The sequence below is a fragment of the Pedobacter sp. ASV12 genome, from assembly GCF_016429155.1.
Taxonomy (GTDB): Bacteria; Bacteroidota; Bacteroidia; order Sphingobacteriales; family Sphingobacteriaceae; genus Pedobacter.
Window position 1 is genome coordinate 1 of record NZ_JAELUC010000041.1, and the last position, 17849, is coordinate 17849.

17 protein-coding genes are annotated in these 17849 nt (G+C 43.7%); 1 reads left to right on the forward strand and 16 read right to left on the reverse strand.

Annotated features, from left to right (window positions below):
* From JHD69_RS11260 to JHD69_RS11330, 15 genes are all read right to left on the reverse strand, one after another.
* Positions 1-416, reverse strand: a 416-nt coding sequence (locus JHD69_RS11260; protein WP_233165869.1) for a DUF6443 domain-containing protein, incomplete at its 3' end; no start/stop codon positions are given.
* Between the two features lie 6 nt (positions 417-422).
* Positions 423-3755, reverse strand: a complete 3333-nt coding sequence (locus tag JHD69_RS11265; RefSeq protein WP_199140348.1) for a hypothetical protein — start codon at positions 3753-3755, stop codon at positions 423-425.
* A gap of 348 nt (positions 3756-4103) precedes the next feature.
* Entirely contained in the window at positions 4104-5243 is a 1140-nt protein-coding gene (locus JHD69_RS11270; RefSeq protein WP_199140350.1) for a type II secretion system F family protein, read from the reverse strand.
* A gap of 1 nt (position 5244) precedes the next feature.
* Entirely contained in the window at positions 5245-5712 is a 468-nt protein-coding gene (locus JHD69_RS11275) for a hypothetical protein (protein ID WP_199140352.1), read from the reverse strand.
* Positions 5702-6064 carry a PilW family protein gene (locus JHD69_RS11280; protein ID WP_199140353.1) on the reverse strand — a complete coding sequence of 121 codons (363 nt, stop codon included), beginning with the start codon at positions 6062-6064 and terminating at the stop codon, positions 5702-5704. The genes JHD69_RS11275 and JHD69_RS11280 overlap by 11 nt, the downstream gene beginning before the upstream one ends.
* Complete coding sequence (locus tag JHD69_RS11285) at positions 6052-7254, reverse strand: hypothetical protein (RefSeq protein WP_199140355.1); 1203 nt, start codon at positions 7252-7254, stop codon at positions 6052-6054. The genes JHD69_RS11280 and JHD69_RS11285 overlap by 13 nt, the downstream gene beginning before the upstream one ends.
* Positions 7255-7464: 210 nt before the next feature.
* Positions 7465-8586 (reverse strand): hypothetical protein, encoded by a 1122-nt coding sequence (locus JHD69_RS11290; protein WP_199140357.1) that lies wholly within the window; start codon positions 8584-8586, stop codon positions 7465-7467.
* A gap of 39 nt (positions 8587-8625) precedes the next feature.
* Positions 8626-9255 (reverse strand): toxin-antitoxin system YwqK family antitoxin, encoded by a 630-nt coding sequence (locus JHD69_RS11295; protein ID WP_199140359.1) that lies wholly within the window; start codon positions 9253-9255, stop codon positions 8626-8628.
* Position 9256: 1 nt separating this feature from the next.
* On the reverse strand, positions 9257-9754 hold the full coding sequence (locus JHD69_RS11300) for a hypothetical protein (protein ID WP_199140361.1): 498 nt from the start codon (positions 9752-9754) through the stop codon (positions 9257-9259).
* A 4-nt stretch (positions 9755-9758) separates the two neighbouring features.
* A complete protein-coding gene (locus JHD69_RS11305; protein WP_199140363.1) occupies positions 9759-10697 on the reverse strand; it encodes a hypothetical protein in 939 nt (312 codons plus the stop codon).
* A gap of 12 nt (positions 10698-10709) precedes the next feature.
* Positions 10710-11495, reverse strand: coding sequence for a LytR/AlgR family response regulator transcription factor (locus JHD69_RS11310; protein WP_199140365.1), 786 nt, complete (start codon positions 11493-11495; stop codon positions 10710-10712).
* A gap of 371 nt (positions 11496-11866) precedes the next feature.
* Positions 11867-13453, reverse strand: coding sequence for a S8 family peptidase (locus JHD69_RS11315; protein ID WP_199140367.1), 1587 nt, complete (start codon positions 13451-13453; stop codon positions 11867-11869).
* A 67-nt stretch (positions 13454-13520) separates the two neighbouring features.
* Positions 13521-14099, reverse strand: coding sequence for a pentapeptide repeat-containing protein (locus JHD69_RS11320; protein ID WP_199140369.1), 579 nt, complete (start codon positions 14097-14099; stop codon positions 13521-13523).
* Positions 14100-14331: 232 nt separating this feature from the next.
* On the reverse strand, positions 14332-14691 hold the full coding sequence (locus JHD69_RS11325) for a response regulator transcription factor (protein ID WP_199140371.1): 360 nt from the start codon (positions 14689-14691) through the stop codon (positions 14332-14334).
* 62 nt (positions 14692-14753) lie between these two features.
* Positions 14754-15980: an MFS transporter gene (locus JHD69_RS11330; RefSeq protein WP_199140373.1), complete on the reverse strand. Its 1227-nt coding sequence runs from the start codon at positions 15978-15980 to the stop codon at positions 14754-14756.
* A 107-nt stretch (positions 15981-16087) separates the two neighbouring features.
* Here JHD69_RS11330 and JHD69_RS11335 point away from each other — a divergent pair, with 107 nt between their 5' ends.
* Entirely contained in the window at positions 16088-17338 is a 1251-nt protein-coding gene (locus JHD69_RS11335; protein WP_233165870.1) for a DUF2130 domain-containing protein, read from the forward strand.
* Between the two features lie 13 nt (positions 17339-17351).
* Here JHD69_RS11335 and JHD69_RS11340 read toward each other — a convergent pair whose 3' ends face one another.
* A complete protein-coding gene (locus tag JHD69_RS11340; RefSeq protein ID WP_199140375.1) occupies positions 17352-17834 on the reverse strand; it encodes a GNAT family N-acetyltransferase in 483 nt (160 codons plus the stop codon).
* Between the last annotated feature and the right edge of the window lie 15 nt (positions 17835-17849).

Genomic DNA, 17849 nt, shown 5'->3' on the forward strand with positions numbered 1-17849 from the left:
TCGTAGGCCATGGGCTGCACCAGGTCGGCAAAGGAAGGGCTCCCCTGTACGGTTACCGTCTGCAGGGGCCTGCCCAGCCCGTCGAGGTACTGGATGGCCTGGTTCTCCTCGCATACGCTGCGCGAGGTGTTGATGTTGCTGCTGTTTACCCCTGCGATCTTGAATACCCTCGAAAGCACGTAGTTCTGGTTGGCACTCGGCGAAGACGCCAAGGGGTTGCAGAGCTGGAAGCTGGCACCGGTAAAGATGCGCACGCTGCTGCCGTACGGGACCTGGAACCCGTCGACCAGCGTGACGCTGCCCGTGGCTTTGATCTCTGTTTGTCCGGTATAGCTTGACAGGGTGATATGCTGCTGGGCCATGGCCGTTCCCGAAAGGAGCAGCGAGGCCAAAAGGAAAAATCTGATGTTCTTCATGGGGCGTTAGTTCTTGTAGTGGTAGTCGTAGCTCTTGAGGATGTTTTTGTCTTGGTCTCTTACGTAGAGCAGCCGGCCATAGGGGTCGTATTCGAAATAAGTGGTCAGGCCCTTGGCGTCCGTTTGGCTCGTAATGCCCACCAGTGGATCGTGCGTATAGCTTGTGAGCTGGGCATCGGCAGGATAAATGCTCACATCGTCATAAGCCGTGCCTGAAGACAATGTCATGCTGTTTCCTGTATAGGGTTCTACCTTTTGCTTCCAACTACCATCGAAATACCAATAGCTGATCACATAATTACGGCTATTGGGCCTGGTCCAGCTTACAGTATAAGCTCCTCCGCTCGACTTTTTACCTGTATGGGCATTACCTGCAGTTCCCGTTTCTTCAAAGCCTTCAAAATAAAACTCCGTATCGAGCGCATTAGTTGCTGCCGCCAGCACCAAGGTGCCGTTGTAGCCCCATTTAAAACCCTGCTTCTTTTGCTGGTCGTTAACCAGGGATACCAGGTTATAATTGGCATCATAGCCATAGCTCAACCTATTTTTATAAGCATTTGCAATCGTACTTCCCGTGTAGGCAGGGAAAGACACCGAATCTATAGGCTGTGCCAACTCTAGGCCGTAATAATTTTCTGGGAAAGTTCCCGGCTGATTTTTATAGGTAGTCAGCTCACCACCTATGAGTTTGGTTGAAGTGCTATTTTTGGTATAGATTCTTTTTTCTACTACCGGATTGGAATAATAGCTCGATAGCGGATTGATATCTTTTGGATAACGGAGCGAAACCAGGGTTTGTTCCCCATTGCTTTTGTTAGACAGTTGCCTAGTTAGCTGGATATGGGCCGGGTTATCATAAAAATATTGATAGCTTGTGGTAATGGTCTTTGTGGTATCGGCCTGATCGTATAGGGTTTCTGTTTTGCCCGTTGGAAAACTCCACGACGAATAGAGATTAAAATAATTCACCACAAATTCGGGGCCTCTCGGAGCTGGGCCACTCTGCGGAAATCGCTGTGGAATAGCCGGTTTATACAAAGCTACCTTTGCACCCCTCACAACGTATTCATGTGGATAGCTTGAGCTTGGTCCATAAGTCATTTTATAAGTATTGACTGTTTTTTTAACTGGCAGGTATTTTGCCAATGTTTCATTCCAAGCAAATTCTTTTGTTTCCAACGGCAGGCCGTCAACCCAATCATTGCTGATCATCGCGCCAAACGGGTACTCCGGGCTACCCGAAATATCTCCAAAATGCGAAAAACGGTTAAGGGTATAGCCTTTGTGTTGGTCTTCTACGTATACGCTCACTTCGGCATAGGCTACCGGCCCTCCCTGTGCACGCCCGATAGGGGTCAAACTCGATGTAGATTGGGCATAGAACAGACAATCGTAATACTGCTGCGAGTCATCATTAAATCCTTCTTTATTGTAGATATATTCATATCTTGGCGTATATCCATTCACGCCGGCAGAAAGGCCGGAACCGTCAGATCTGTTATAATCATAATATGTCTTTTTACTATTGCCAACAATTGGGTTATCAGTAATCCGCTTAATCCTTAGGCCTCCAGTTATTTTGTTCGTATTGGTAGCTGGCGCTAATTCCGTTTCATGCCAATAAACCTCAATAAACCCAGTATTTCCTAACCCAATATAAGGTATGTTAAGATAATAATTTCCAGGATCTAGTGATAAATTGGTGTTCCCGAGAACCGGCGATTCCCCAAAAAATTGGTATAGAACATGATGATTAGCATCCAGAATCTGTACTGGACAGCCATCACAACCAATTCCTGTGTCTGGATCACCAGCATAGGTACCTCTATGTTTAATCGTAAATCTTGACCCGCTAATACCAACTGTAAATGGGACAACCACTGCAGAATCAATCGACTCATAGGCCGCAGCGACATGAATTACATCCTTTTGATAAGGCACCGTTCCATAAGGAAATGTATTCGATTCAAACTCAAATTCGGAATTACCACCCGTAGGATAGCTTATTTTTTTCAAAATCCCATTTTGTGCAGCTAAATCCGAAGGCTCACGATCTCCTCCGGTTAGAAAGCCCTTGTCAGGGTTGGCCGGCAACAGGGTCGAGTTGCCAGAGCCATTATAAAAGCCCCAGTGATCCTGTGATTTGCTGAGGCGTTTTGGCAACAGGCTTTCATTATACTGGAAATAGTAAGGGTTTTCTCCTGCTTTTTGTACACTTTCCAATCGCAAGCGGTAATCATCGGGATCGGCAGATCCTGTTGTAGAAACGTAATAGCCATAGGTAAAGGTAAAAGTAGCAATCACCGTATTGGTATTGGCATTTTTTACCACAATAGAGGTTAGTGCCGACGAGCCGGGCAAATCCGTTCTGCTTTGCGCATAGTAAAAGTTGATCTCTACGCCGTTGCTCGCCGTTATTTTCTTTATCCTCGAAGCTGCTACATGGCTGGTGCTTTCGGTAAGGGTATTGGTAGGCATAATCCCTGCACAACCGTACTGGTCTGGATATCTGCTATAACGCGTTTCTGAAGCCTGGTTTTTAAAGCTGTAAGAATAGGTTTCGTAGGTATAATTGATTTCTTCGTTAAAAGGCGTACTTATTTTACCCGGATACATGGCATTGCTCTGGTAGCTTGGGGCAGCACCGTTAGCAGAAAGCCCACCAAAATATTGATAATTTGTGGTGGTCAGATCAGCACCCACAAACTGGAATACATTATCGTTCTCGTCTGTGATTTCGTTACCCTCCCAAATCCTTACATTTTGATAAGGCATGGTATAGATGGTTCCATCCTGTCCATAAAAATACTTGAAAGACTTGCCATTGATGTTCACATAGTACAAATCAGGTTGCGTATCATAATGGTCTTCCGCAATTTCGGTCATGAAGTCGTATTTTGGATCGGAAAGATAGGGATCCAATGCGCCCCACTGCGTTTGCAGGCTGCCGGTTTGCGGCAAACGGTAAATATTGGGTACATTAAGCCATCCCCCCGCTTCTTGATCAGGAATTCCGTTCACATTAGCGGTAATCGATCCGCCAAAATTTAGCGACCAGCCGAGGCCTACGTTACTAGCTATCTCATCTACTTTGATACCTCCCGCATGGTAGCTCAAAGAAATAGGCACCTTGATGCCTTTAAGGTCGATGGTATAAATTGGAATACCAATACTGGGAACTCCCGTATAGAGCGAAACCGGTATTTCGCCATACTTGGCAAAGCTAGCCGCCTCTGCCGAAGCAGGTATTACGTTTAACTTTGGAACGGTTGAGGATGTCGAGGTTTGGGCGTAAGCGCCTAGGCTGCAAAGCAGCAAAAACAAGAGTAGCTGTTTCATTTATTCGATTGCGTTCTGGATTTCTATAAGTTTGGCCTTAAAGAAACGTGTTACTTATCTGCCCCCAAGATGTAAACAAAAATCGAATAAAAAAAACTTTTTCCCCAACAGTTGTTTTCGCAGGACGAACGTATCGAATCGCAGGATGAACGTGCGTTTGGGCAGGATATTACGATTCCGAAACCAGGACTTTTACGTCTGTTTTTCAAGCGCTTTCCGGAGTAATTCTGCATGAAAACCGATTTTAGATTGGACTTGCATCAACAACAGATAAAATCCACTCCAGATGGATACCGGATTGCCATCCTACAGCATAAGCCAATCTTCTCATTGACCAATGAATCATCTTTAAAAACTATTGCTCATCTGGAACATTGGCAAGTACATCGCGATTAGGATTACGCCTACGGCCAATCCCAAAAAGATAATGATCAAGGGTTCTAATAGGCCACTGATGGCATTGGTTTTATATTCTACTTCCTCGGTATACTGATTAGATAGCTGTTCAAAAAAGTACTCGAGCTTATTCACCTCTTCGGCAATTTTAATCATCTGGATAAACTTAACGGGATAGAATTCGTGCTTGGCCAAAGTAGCCGATAAACTGCTCCCCATCAAAATATCCTTTTCGGCCAGTGTAAGCGATTGTTCTATGGGATAAAAAGTGATCATCTGTTTCACCATGCCCAAGGCCTGCAGCAAAGGCGTATTGGTTCCGGTAAGCAGGCGCATGGTATTGGCAAAACGAGCCAGGTATATTTTTTTGAGGATATCGCCAACAATGGGAACTCGCAACAAGGTTAAGGACGACCATTTCTTGAACCAGGCTGTTTTTTTGCTAAATAAATAAACGGCCATGACGGCTACGATCAGCAATAAAATCAGGTAAATGTAACGATCGAACCAATCGGAAAAGCTTACAATGAGCGAAGTAATGTAAGGCAACTTGCCACCAAAGCGCTTAAATACATCGGCAAACATAGGCACCACAAACTTGATCATGAAAAAGATGGCCGCAAAGGAAGTGCTCAAAACCAGCAGGGGATAGGTGATAGCGCCCACGATTTTTCGTCGCTGACTGATTTTGCTCTTGAAATACTTGCCTAATTCGGTCAGTACTTCTGCCAAACGGCCAGTCTCTTCGCCGATGCGAACGCTATAGTATTCGTAACTGCTGAACTTCTCATTGTTTTTTAGGGTTTCCGATAAAGAATTTCCAGCCACCACTTCTTTTTGGATGGTTTCAAACAAGGCCACATCTTTGGCATTGGTATAAGAGCTTGCCGTTAGCTCCAAAGCCGTTTTAATATCGATACCAGACTGGATCAGCGTACCCAATTCATTGTAAAAAGCTTCTTTTTTCTTGTCGGGTAATTGGCCGTTGCCAAATGAAATATCCTTATTCAACAACTCGAAAAACGCCGAACCCGAATCTTTTTGGGGCGCTTTTTTGGGTTGCTGGTAATTGGAGATATTGATAGATGGCATGTTAGTTAAAAAGATTTTGGGCGCTATAGGTTTTACTTAATTGTATGGGCACTTGAATGCGTTGATCTAAATTCATTTTGAACCGCAGCTCGTCGATAGTATCTGGTTCTAAAACTTCCCGGCCTTCAAAAAAGAAGCCAACTTCGCTTGGTTTTAGCTTAAAGGTATCGGTATGCAGTTCGCCTGATTTTCTGAGCACGGCATCGGGACTAAAGATATAATAGATTTTTGAACTATCTTGTTGCAGCTCCACTCCTTCTTCATTTTTGAGCACCATATTGCTTTTCAGAAAATCCCTTTCCAAAACATGCCTCAGTGTAAGCACCACATCTGCCGTTTGGTTTTTCTGCTGAAAGCCGGCATAATATTTTGCAATAATGCCATAGGCCGAATAGCAGATGGCTATGCAGATAGCCGATAGCAGCATGGCTATAGTTACTTCGAATAACGTGTAGGCTTTAATCTTCATGCTTGACCTGCTCTTTAAATAAACATTTGATGTTGCCCAAACTGGTTCCGTTCAGCTTTGCCTTGATTTCTAGCTTGGCAATTCCTGCAACCTCGCTGGGGCCAATGCTCAACTGGTAGTTTATGCTGTCTATCGTAACTTCTGTTGCTTCTAAATAACCATTTTTCTTTACCTGCTCACTAAGCAATTGCAGCTGGTTCTGCGCTTGCAGTTTTTTGTAGGAAACTCCGGTACGCAGCACATTACCAAAAACCTGCATGGCAATGGCAAACACCACCATAATGATGACCATGGCGATCAGCACCTCGATAAGTGTAGAGGCCTGTAGTTTTTTGTTGATCAGTTTAGCCATTTTAAAATCCGGTTTGGTCGTTGCTCCTTAAACAACTTAGAGCTAAGATAGTAACGGCTCCTCGCTTTGCTGTTAAAAGCAACATCTATCAGGAAATTCTCATACAAGGTAAGCGGTGTTTTCATTAAAAACCTGTTACAGGAAACCTTGCCATTGATCTTGCTTCCCTTTTCAACCCGCAGCAAGCCCGTACTGTAAATTTCTCCTTGTACGCGTGTATCTTTGCCCAACCCAATTAAGGTTTGTAAGGCGGTGCGCTCATTTTCGTGACTAAAAATGATGCCATCAAAATTAACATGATCGCCCAATACAATTTGAGGTTGCACTACCGATCTTTTGGTACGCATTACGCCCAATACGGATGGATATTTAAATTCGACGTTATCGGCTACCAAAATCGAATCGACGGCAAAAAGCTGGCAGCTTCCTTTAAAGCCCTGCTCTACCTTGATTAACGGAGCATAAATCTGAATACCATTTAATTGCGCGGTTGCCGAAATGGTAACCAACGAATCGGAAATCAATATGATGTTTCCTTCCAAATTAACATCGGCCAAATTGGCGATTTGTGGCAATTTAAATTTTTGGGTAGAATCCAAAAAAGAAACCCTGAGCTCGTTTTGTTGCAAGACGGGCAACTTTTGTGCCTGATTGGCAAATACTGCTTTCAGCCGTTCGAGAAGCTTTTCGTTTAAGGGCTTCAGCATACGTGTGCTGTTGCTGGTTTTGCCACCAAAAATGAGCTCTTTGCCCCCATCGTAGGGCTTGCCTTCGGCATACGACTGACGGATACCGGATTTAGGCAGTTCTACATTGCCGGTAATTCGGGTATGGCCACTAATAGACAAAGGCCGGTCTTCATCGCTTAAATAGATAGCCGTAGAATCGGTAAGATTTCCGATTAAAAATGCGCGTTTCAAGGTATCCTGCTTCACAAAACTTTTCAAGATGGCCAAATCAAAAATACCCCAGTCTTTTTTATCCAGTTCCAAACTATCTAACTCATCGCCAAAAAGATCGAGGGTTTGTTTACCCTCCATAGCATCTTTGTTAGCCAAGGTGTATTCGATACCGGAGTTGAGGTTATTCAACAAGCGGTTGTAGCGGATTTCCTTTAAATAGCTATTGCGGTAATGTGCGGCCAGCATGATGAGCGAAGCCGAAACAATCGCAATAAAAAATGCGATCACAATAGCAAAATAAAGGGCGCCGGCTTTAAGCATTTTATTGGTTTATTGGTTTATTAGCGTTATTCATTAGCCAACTAGAAGATTAGCTGATTAGTCATTGGCTAATTGCTTACTGAAGACCCAGGACATCCTCCACTTCCATTCGCTATTTCCATCGTACATTTTACATCTTACATCCTGTTAACTAAAAACTGAGAACCGTAAACTGGACTACTTGTTCAATTTCTTCTTTAACTCGTCAATCTCTTTCTGTTGTTGGATGATATACAAAGTTAACTCTTCTACTTTTTGCAACAACTTGGTCTGCAGTTCGCTTACGCCAACCCCTTCCTGCTGCATGGCTTTGGCCGTCGGGATTTCGGGCAGGTGCTTGTTCTCTTTGATGAATTTTTCGACCTCGGCCAATGGGCGCAACCTGTAGTTGTTTTCGAATACAAAATCGGCACCGGTGGTATTCACTACGATTTCGTTGGCGCGGGCCTTGCCGTTGACATCTAATTTATACGCGTTATTCGCTTGCGAAGTTTTGCCAATGAGGAGATTTCCGTTTTGGGTAATTCTCATTTTTTCGCTATTCTCTACCGGCATATCCGTATTTATCGGCCCTGTTATTCCGGTATGAAACGTAATGCCATAAATATAATTTAGAGAAATAAAGCTACTTGCATCATAGGGGTTAATGGTTTTCCTAATGGTGTTATTTGTAGCTCCGTTGGCTACATTGTTGCCCAGAATGGTTGATAAGCCACCAAGGGTTTCAGATAATGAGGCATAATTAATCAAATAACCCATTCCCCCATCAACTAATTTAACACTTCCATTAACGGTAAGCGGATAATTTGGGCTTACTGTACCAATACCCACATTACCTCCGGTGAATGCAAATTGACTGGCATCCATTTGTAGTTTTACATACGCTGAGTTTGCTCTATTATAGGCTTGTAGCCCAACAACACCTAATGGTTGTCGCAGATAAACCTCAAGTCCATCCTGATTTTGATCCGAAACAACAAATTTTTGCAATGGGCTAATCGTTCCAATGCCAATGTTTCCATTGGGTAAGATAGCAAGTTTAGCGTTGGTATATTCGCCTCGGCTAACTATCCATGGACCTTCGTCGTGTTGGTTACCAAAAAACCAGCTTGGTGTACCATTCTGCAATAATGTCTGTATTCCCTGCAAATAGCCACCTTCATTAGTGTTTCTTTTGAGATTGATTATAGGAGAATAGCCATAAATTGTAGGATTACCTGTGCTTGGATAATCATTAACCTGAGCAAAGCCAGCCAATGAAATTGCCATCAAAGGCAATAAGAGGTTAATTTTTTTCATATTTAGATTTTTTTTGTACTCGGGTTACGGTTAAATAATTTAAGGCTTCTTCATTACTGGTGCAACTGGTTGCTTTTGAATGGTTGCTTTCTTTTTGAAAAGCCTACTTAACCAACTAGACTTTGGTTTTGCGGGCTGTAGCACTCCACTTCTATAATTGGTTATGCTTACACTATCCGCACTGATATACCGCCTAAGTCGGCCATTAACCTTCCCTTGCTTGTAGGTTCCTTCTTCCAATAGGTTGCCCTGCTTATCGTATTTATAGAAACGGCCATTGAGTTCTCCATTGCTGTAGTTGGTCCTTTCTACCAAAACGCCTTCCTCAGTCCAGCTTTTCCATTCGCCTGTTTTTAAGCCTAACCGAAAATAGCCTTGTTCTTTAAGGTTGCTGTTCAAGTAGAAATCGCTATACAATCCATGCAAAAGCTTGCCGCTAAAACCACCTTGGGTAGCTTTGATCTGGTTATGACTAAACCAATAATATTTTTTGTCTGCCTCAGTAAACCTGAGTTCCTCGTTATCGGGTTGGGCCTGAAAAACTACTTTGTGGTCGTCGTAGCTAATGGTATGCCGATAGGTTGACGGATCAAATAAATCTTTATAGCGTTGCGCTTTTAATTGGGTACCGAAACCCAAAAACAGCAATAAAAGTAGGTAGCGTTGCATGTTATTTTATTCTAATGTATTTGGTCTCGCCTTGGTACTGTACCTTTACCGAATCGCCGGTATGTTTGAGCAGTTTTATTCCGTTGGCGCTCTGTCCTTCAGAAAGCATCACTTCTTTGCCATTTACCGATAAGATGGCCAGCTTTTGTTTGGTAGACGGATTGTTGATGTAGCCGCTATATGAAACTCCGCTCCAGTTTACTTGTGGTTTGGGCATGAAGGGAGGCTGTGGCGAAGCTACATTGACCCGTACAGCCGGGACTGTTTTTTCTTCTACAAATCCGGAAGTCGAGCTTGAAAAAGGATTGCGGTAATTCAGATCTAGACTTACCGGATCTTCTTCGTGGTTGACCATTTTAAAATAGGGAGTTTTGGCTACTGGCCCGGCCATGATGGGCACATCCTCCTCAGAAACAGCCACAAAAATTCGGTAAAATATAATTCCCCAAACCGCAGCAACACAGGCCATGAGCACATAAGTAAACTTCTTGCTTTTCATGGGCTTACTGCAGGGTAAAAGTAAAAGTATCGCTAAAGTCGCCCTTATTGCCGGCTTTATCTATAGCGCGTACTTTCCAGGTCAGGGTTTCACCACTATTGCCCAAATTGAAGGTCTGGGCATTGGTATTTACCATTTGCGGATAAGAGGAGTTATACACTGTGCCATCGCTTTTGTAAATGATCAGCTCGTATTTTTGGGCATCAGTTATGGCATTCCATGCTAAACTGACAGGCTTGTTTACTACTTGTTTATTGGCTGGAGCGGTTAAAACCACTTTTGCAGGTGGCGTGGCATCGAAAGTTAGGGCTCTTACGGCCGACCATTTAGAGGTTTCAGTCGCATTTTCGGCCCTTACACGCCATTGGTAATTAGCCTCTGCCGGCAAGGTACTTGTAAATGTCGGGTTTTCGGTCAGCACATTAAGGGTAAGGTTGTTTTCGTCGGCAAAATTGTTTTTGTCTACTTGCAAACGATATTGTGTAGTACCGAATAGTTGGAGCCAATCGTATTTTACATCGGCATTCACAACATATAGCGCATTAGCCGGTGCAACCAATTGCACCGATTGGTCTTTCAAAGAAGCCGGAAATATGGTAAAGCTTTGGGTGGCATATGGTGTTTGACTGCTGCCGTTTTCGGCCCTTACGCGCCATTGGTATTGGCCTGGATCTAGGGTATGGGTAAACTTATCTGTTTTTACTACCGTATCGAGCAACAATTTTTCAATGCGGTCAAAACTTGGCGATACAATCTGTAACCGATATTGCAAGGCATCTTCATGGGTTTGCCACCAAAAAGTTTGCTGATAACTGGTGGTTTCAATATGATCTGATGGCGCCAGCAAGGCAATACTTTTTTTGCTGAGCGAAGGCTCTATAAATTCTTTGCAGGCCGCACCAAAGAGTACGACTACAAACAAAAGCGAAAGCATTTTTTTCATTTAGCTACAAATTTAAAACAAGACTGACCAGAAGTCTTTGAAATCGAAGTCGTTAAGCAATCCGGTATAAAACACTAATAGGCTTACTAAAGTAGAATAATCTAGCGATTGAAAATAATTTTTCTGTTTTTTGATGAGCTTTTGGCTTTTGAAATCAAAGAAAGCCTTGCGATAGGTACTGCCTACCAATATTTTGTTCTTGTCGTTTCCGTTCAGAAAAATGGTATTGCCTTCAATAGCGGTTACTTTTTCGTAATTGATCATGAAAGATTTATGCACCCTTATGAAATGGCTCGACAACAGGCTGTCTTCCACTTCCTTCATGGTGTTATGGCAAGGCAGTTCGCGACCATCCGTCATGTGCAAAATCACATAATTTTTAAAGGCCTCGATGTAGCATATTTCATTGCATTTTACCAAAAGTTCCTTTTGTCCCTTCGCATCTGCACGGATAAAAAAAGATTCGGTAATGCGACCAGCCCTTTTTTGGAATTGAGAAAAATTGACGAATTTATTGATGCTCTTTTCAAACCTTTCTTGTGTTAAGGGCAGCAAAAGATAATCGAAAGCGAAAGCTTCAAAGGCATCATAGGCTTCTTCTACCTTTGATGAGACAAAAATAATGGCCGAAGATCGACTCATAGAAACAAGGGTTGCTTTGTTTTTTTCAATCAAGCCCGCGTCTATAAATATAATGGCGGGTTTGATGGCTCCAACGGTTATCGAACTGGCCGACAAGTCACTTGTTGCTCCTTTTAGCAATAAGAGTGACGAATGCTCAACAAGTTCCCTTATCATCTTATTCGTGCAAAGCTGCCCAATGATGTAGCAATTAATCATAGATAAATGTATTTAGCAGAAAACCAAGGGACGGTTTAAATTTAATTGGCGAAACAAAACTTGTAAAGTTGGTTATCGCGTGGAGATCGGTGCTGGACTAAGTGTTTCATACATGGATCATTTGATTTGTATTAACCTAATATAAATAGATAAAAAATCTGAACAAAAAAATTTAACATCTCCTAACCATATTTTTAGAGAGGATGGAATTAAAGGCTTTTTTCCATAATGCTTTGTTAAATTATCCTGGTTTTATTAGCTGAATGACGGCACTCCACAAAAAAGCCCCCCGATTTAGTCGGAGGGCTTTCTTATACCTTAGCCATAGCCTATTTGTAGGTAGCGGCCAATTTTAATGCATTGTAGGCATTTACGATGCCTCCTGTAACGCACAAGTCGGCGAACGGAATGCTTACCGTATCGGCACCGTTCATGTTGTTTACATTGTGGTTTACCTTGGTTACCGATTTCATGATGATTTCTTTTACCTGAACTGCGGTTAGCTTAGGATAGTAAGAACGGATGAGCGCGGCCAAACCGCTTACCACTGGAGCGGCCATACTGGTTCCGTCTTCTTCCTTGTACTGGTTGTTGTCTGGAACGGTTGACCTAATGCTCACTCCAGGGGCAAAAACATCGACGCTGGTTTTGCCATAGTTAGAAAAAGGCGCCTTGAGCTGGTCGCCATCCAATGGACCCGAAGCACCTACGGTAATCCAAGAGCTGGCTACGCCACCATCCAAATATTTGTTGGTCGGGAAATTTTTCTCTACATCTATGTTCTGGTTTTCGTTGCCCGCGGCATGTACCAATAGTACGTCTTTGCTCACGGCATATTTTACGGCCTCATCAACCGCGGCCTTATCCCATGAGTAGGCTTTTCCAAAGCTCATGTTAATCACCTTGGCACCATTATCAGCGGCGTAACGGATGGCATTGGCTACATCCTTATCGCGCTCGTCGCCATTTGGCGTATTGCGCACCCCCATGATCAGCACATTATCGGCCACACCTTTAATGCCGATATTATTGGTCCGATCGGCCGCAATAATACCAGATACGTGCGAACCATGCAGAGCGTCGGGGCCCTTGATATCGTTATTGCCATAAAAACGCTCCTTGCTGTTGTTCGGATCATCGCCAACAATCGACCTCGGATCATACTCCAAATTATAGTTATAGTTAACCTGATTGTAATAATACTTATAGCCTTCGGCAATCTGGCTTTCGTAAAAAGTCTTAAAGTCGTCGCCTTTCAAATTGTCGATAATAGCCTCCTTGATACGGCCATCCAACTGTGTTTGGGGCTTGAAATTCTTGAAATCGTCGAGCGTAGGATTCTCTTTGCCGATTTTCTTCACTACTGCATCCAAGGCATTTTTAAAGCCGGTAATACCCGCCAAGTTACTTTTTGCAGTACCGAGTTCTTTTTCCAATTCGGTTCTGTTTTTGATAAAGGTATCATAGGCCTCTTTATCTTTGGGCGCCACCGTACTGGCCGTTACATTGGCAAAGCGAGCGGCATCCCTGCGTACCAAGCGGGTCAGTTCAAGCGCTTCAAACTCTACAGAACCTTTGGGCCCGCCCAAGAAATTCCACCCATGTACATCGTCTGCATAACCATTTTTATCATCATCAATACCATTGCCTGCAATTTCTTTTTTGTTGGTCCAGATTACTCTTTTCAGGTCTTCATGGTTCAAATCAACACCACCATCCAATACAGCCACAATTACCGGAACTGATTTTTTTCCTTTCAGCAGTTCTTTATAGGCCTTTTCGGTACTGATGCCAAAAACACTGTCGGTTTTAAGGTCGAGGTTCTGCCAATTTTCCTTTTGCTGGGCATTGGCTATAAAAGAGATCGATGCCACCAGCGACAGCGAAAAGACTTTTCTTAAAAAATTTTTATTCATAAAATTAATCTGTATTAAAAGTGGAAAACGGTTTGATGTCTTGATTTATTATTTGATTAGGTTAGCTTCATTCAACAATAATGCCGTAATTGACCAATAGCCCGGCCAAGCCATCGGCGGCAAATTTGGTTTTGCGTAATTGGTTCCTTTCGGGATCAATGATAAAACTGTGGGAAGTTACAAAATTGGCCTCGTTAAGTATGGTATGCATAAACACGGCCCCGCTTAAATCGCAATGGTCGAACCTGGCCAAGGTGAGGTCGCTTTCAGAAAAATCGGTTCCCTTTAACGAACAGCGATCAAAACGGCTTTTACGGTTCTTCTTTTTCATAAAGGCCGCATAGTCCAAAATACAATTGTCGAAATCGATACTGAACAAAAAATCTTTTGCATTCGAAAAATCGGCACCCACCATCTTGCAGTGGCTAAACCGCACCTGATCGAAACCAATGGAGCCAAATTTAGCCATGCTCAGGTTGCACCCTTCGAAGGTGCATTGGCTAAAATTGCAGCCTCTGAAATCATTATCGGTAAAATCGCAGTTTTTGAAAGTGCAACCGTCAAATTGCGTATCTCTGGTGCCAGTGGCCGGAAAGGGAACTTTTTCAAATAGCTGGTCTACGTAATAAATGCTTTCTTCTGCCATAAATTAAGAATAGGCATGCAAATTAGCAAATTATCTCGAGCTTAGCATAGGCGAAATACGTTCGTTGGTTTATTATTCAATTGCCAAATTGTTGAAGCAGTCAATCGAAACAAGCGTTAAACCTATTGCTCAATATTTAAATTGTATAGCCATTAATCCCGTTGCCAGATTGTTGATCGCTTTCGATAAACTGCCAACTAAAAACCGCTAGCCGAATGCTGTCAACCCTAAATTAGGCAATCAACCGCTTAATTCTGCTTTCGATATCGTCCAAATCGAACGGCTTGCTGATGTAATCGTCGGGGGTGGCCATTTCGCTCATCTGCTTGCTTCTTACATTGGCCGACATTACAATTACCGGAATATGTTTGGTAAAGGCATCGTTCTTCAAATCGTGGCAGATTTCAATGCCATTGCCATCGGGCAGCATCACATCTAAAATGAAAAGATCGGGGATAGAATCCTTCAGTTTTTTCTTCATTTCCTTAAAAGTAGAAGAAAGTTGAAGATCGTAGCCTTCGTCTTTGAGCAAAAATTCGATGATGTAACCTATATCTTTATCATCTTCTAAAATGTGTATCCGTTTTTTCATGTATAAAAAACAAATCGACTGGCAGATTGTTTGGGGCTGCAATCAGATTTTCGGCATATTTTTTAAATCGATGGCTGTTCGGCCTCTATCGTTTTGATCTTCAATCGGCTATAGCCAAGGGCACAAAGCAACAGCAAAACAGTAATGCCTATCCAAAGCGGATTATAGCCAAATTTTTCGGCCAAGTAAAAACCGCTGGTAGGCCCTATCACCTGGGCAACCGACCAGCTGATGGTATATCCGGCCGCATAGAGGCCTCGGTTAAATTCGTTGCTTCGCTTAATGACAAAAGTATTGATGAAAGGCATAGAAAACATCTCGCCAAAGGTAAAACATACAATACTGAGCAGGGCCAGCAGTACTGGCATAAATTTGGGCAGCAGCAACACCGCAAACGAACTACTGACAACCAGCACACCGGTTACAATGTAAAAGATAGGCGAACGCTTGTTTTCGATCTTACTTATCATTACCATTTCGAATAAGGCAATGATCACGCCGTTGAGCCCCAAAATCAGGCCGATACGTGCCTCATTCAAATGCCATACTTCTTTATAAAATACGGGCACTACCCTGAACATCAGAAAAAAGCAAGTCGCAAACACAGTGGTCAGCAAAATAAACTTGATAAACAGCGCATCCCGCCAAGGCTTCCGCACCACGATGCCTTTCATTTTTTCTTGTACGGCTTTTCTAAAACCCTTTACCGCTGGCAGAAAAACCAAAATACTGATGCCCACCAAGATGCTTACTACGCCATCAACTATAAACAGCAAGGGGTAATCGAAAGAAGCGATAATGCCACCCATGCTTACCCCAAAAGCCCAGCCCATGTTGGTCGCCAATCGGTTTAGCGAGTATGAACGGGTTTCCTTGCCTGGCGCGGCGTAAGCGGCGATGGCGGTAAAATTGGCCGGACGAAAGGCTTCGGAGAAAAAACTGATCACAAAAGCCAATAAGCACAGGGTTTCGAAGTGCCTGATCTGCGAAAACAGCAGGAAAAAGGAACCGCCGATCAGCGACGCCAAAATCTGCACTGGCCTAAAGCCAAAAACATCGGTAAGCTTGCCTCCTGCCGAAGCTCCAAAAATAGAGCCCACGCCAAAAATAGAAATGATAATACCCGCATCGGAGCCCGGCCGGTGCAGCGCCTGGGTAACGTACAACCCCATAAACGGAACGGCCATGTAGCCACAGCGATTAATTAAAATCACGATGCTCAGTAGCCAGGTTTCACGACTTAAACCCGAAAAGGAAGTTTTGTAGGCATTAAAAATTTGGCGGAACATAAGGAGGGGTCTTGTTCCCAAAATTAGACAATAGCCAGTTAAATCCTATGTATAATTTCCGTATTTTTGAATTCGTCCAAAATCCAGGCACGTCCAAAACACGAACCATGTCAACAGAAATAAAATGCCCGAATTGTAACCATACTTTTCCTATAGAAGAGGTCATGGCCGAAGAATATAAACAGGATCTGAGGGAGAAGATGATTTCTTTTACCAAACAAAAAGACGAAGAGTACCAAAAAAAGCTCGAAGTTTTTGAACAGCAAAAGAAACAGCAGGAACAGGCTTTTGAGCAAAAATTAGCCCAGGAAAAAGCTGCGCTACAGGCATCAGTAGCCGAAAACCTGCGCAAAACCATCAGTGCCGATTTTGAAAGCAGGCTCAAACTGCTAGACGAAACCAACAAAGAAAACGAAGAAAAACTGAAACTGGCCCGCCATAAAGAGCTAGAGTTCCTGAAAAAAGAGCAGGAAATCAAAACCCGCGAGGCCGAAATAGAGCTGAACATCCAGCGCAAGCTGCAAGAACAACGCGAAGAATTGGTAGCGCAGGTGCGCAAACAGGAATTGGAAAAAAACAGCCTGAAGGAAACCGAACACCAATTGAGGGTAAAGGAACTTGAAAAACAGCTCGACGACCAGAAGAAACTGGCCGAAGAAATGAAACGCAAGGCCGAGCAGGGCTCTATGCAGCTGCAGGGCGAGGTACAGGAACTCATCCTGGAAGAACTGCTGCGCAGCACATTCCCTTTCGATACTATTGAAGAAGTAGGCAAAGGCGTTCGCGGGGCCGATTGCGTACATAACGTGCGCAACCAGTTTGGCCAAGATTGCGGGCGCATCATTTATGAAAGCAAACGCACCAAGGACTTTTCGATAGAATGGATCGAAAAGCTGAAAAAAGACATGCGCAGCATGGGCATTGACGTGGCAGTTATTGTTACGCAAACCTATCCGAAAGGCATGGACTGCTTTGGCGAAAAAGACGGCGTGTGGATCTGCTCTTTCGACGAAGTAAAGGCGGTTGCCTATATTTTGCGCGATGGCATCATCAAACTGTTCAGCGCCGCCAAATCGCAGGAAAACAAAGGCGATAAGATGCACATGTTGTACGACTACCTGACCAGCAACGAATTTTCGGAGCAATGGAAAGCCATACGCGAGGGTTTTATGAGCATGAAACTTTCCATACAGCGCGAACGCGATGCCATGGAAAAACTCTGGAAGGCCCGCGAAAAGCAATTGGAAAAAGTACTGCTCAATGCCGCTCATATCCGCGGTTCAATCGAGGGCATTTCGGGCACCGATAATATCCAATTGAGCCTAACCGACGAGGAAGACGATTTGTTGTTGGATTAGTTGCTTAGTTGCATTATACATCTTTCACCATCCAAATATTGCAACCAAAATGGCCAGAATTGCCCATGGCTTTATCCAAGCTTTTAAAGCCCAAGGCATGGTACAGGTTAACCGCCTGATTTAATTCGGGCATGGTTTCGAGGTAGATTTGTTGATAGCCCAACTGCCTGGCCTGCTCAAAACATTTCTGCATCAAGAGCTTACCCAGGCCCTTGCCCCTGCCTTCGGGGTAGAGGTACAGCTTAACCAGTTCGCATACACCTTCGGGCAAGCCTTCGGTGGGATAAATGCCTCCCGCCCCAATGATTTTCCCCTCAGCTTCGCACACCCAATAAGCCGATTTTGGATTCTCGAACAAAACAGACAAATGGTTGGTGCTTTCGTCAAAATAGGCCGTACCTGGCTTATTCGCCTTAAATTCGGCCAGCACGCTTTTGATCAGCTTGGCCAACTGGACATCGTCACTTGGCCGAATGGGTCTTAACACAGTTTGCATAGCCAAAACTACAAA

What these genes read in the sequence shown, in the direction of transcription:
- JHD69_RS11265 (WP_199140348.1), bottom strand. Translation starts at nt 3,755, where the DNA reads ATGAAACAGCTACTCTTGTTTTTGCTGCTTTGCAGCCTAGGCGCTTAC.
- JHD69_RS11270 (WP_199140350.1), bottom strand. Translation starts at nt 5,243, where the DNA reads ATGCCATCTATCAATATCTCCAATTACCAGCAACCCAAAAAAGCGCCC.
- JHD69_RS11275 (WP_199140352.1), bottom strand. Translation starts at nt 5,712, where the DNA reads ATGAAGATTAAAGCCTACACGTTATTCGAAGTAACTATAGCCATGCTG.
- JHD69_RS11280 (WP_199140353.1), bottom strand. Translation starts at nt 6,064, where the DNA reads ATGGCTAAACTGATCAACAAAAAACTACAGGCCTCTACACTTATCGAG.
- JHD69_RS11290 (WP_199140357.1), bottom strand. Translation starts at nt 8,586, where the DNA reads ATGAAAAAAATTAACCTCTTATTGCCTTTGATGGCAATTTCATTGGCT.
- JHD69_RS11295 (WP_199140359.1), bottom strand. Translation starts at nt 9,255, where the DNA reads ATGCAACGCTACCTACTTTTATTGCTGTTTTTGGGTTTCGGTACCCAA.
- JHD69_RS11300 (WP_199140361.1), bottom strand. Translation starts at nt 9,754, where the DNA reads ATGAAAAGCAAGAAGTTTACTTATGTGCTCATGGCCTGTGTTGCTGCG.
- JHD69_RS11305 (WP_199140363.1), bottom strand. Translation starts at nt 10,697, where the DNA reads ATGAAAAAAATGCTTTCGCTTTTGTTTGTAGTCGTACTCTTTGGTGCG.
- JHD69_RS11310 (WP_199140365.1), bottom strand. Translation starts at nt 11,495, where the DNA reads ATGATAAGGGAACTTGTTGAGCATTCGTCACTCTTATTGCTAAAAGGA.
- JHD69_RS11315 (WP_199140367.1), bottom strand. Translation starts at nt 13,453, where the DNA reads ATGAATAAAAATTTTTTAAGAAAAGTCTTTTCGCTGTCGCTGGTGGCA.
- JHD69_RS11320 (WP_199140369.1), bottom strand. Translation starts at nt 14,099, where the DNA reads ATGGCAGAAGAAAGCATTTATTACGTAGACCAGCTATTTGAAAAAGTT.
- JHD69_RS11325 (WP_199140371.1), bottom strand. Translation starts at nt 14,691, where the DNA reads ATGAAAAAACGGATACACATTTTAGAAGATGATAAAGATATAGGTTAC.
- JHD69_RS11330 (WP_199140373.1), bottom strand. Translation starts at nt 15,980, where the DNA reads ATGTTCCGCCAAATTTTTAATGCCTACAAAACTTCCTTTTCGGGTTTA.
- JHD69_RS11335 (WP_233165870.1), top strand. Translation starts at nt 16,088, where the DNA reads ATGTCAACAGAAATAAAATGCCCGAATTGTAACCATACTTTTCCTATA.
- JHD69_RS11340 (WP_199140375.1), bottom strand. Translation starts at nt 17,834, where the DNA reads ATGCAAACTGTGTTAAGACCCATTCGGCCAAGTGACGATGTCCAGTTG.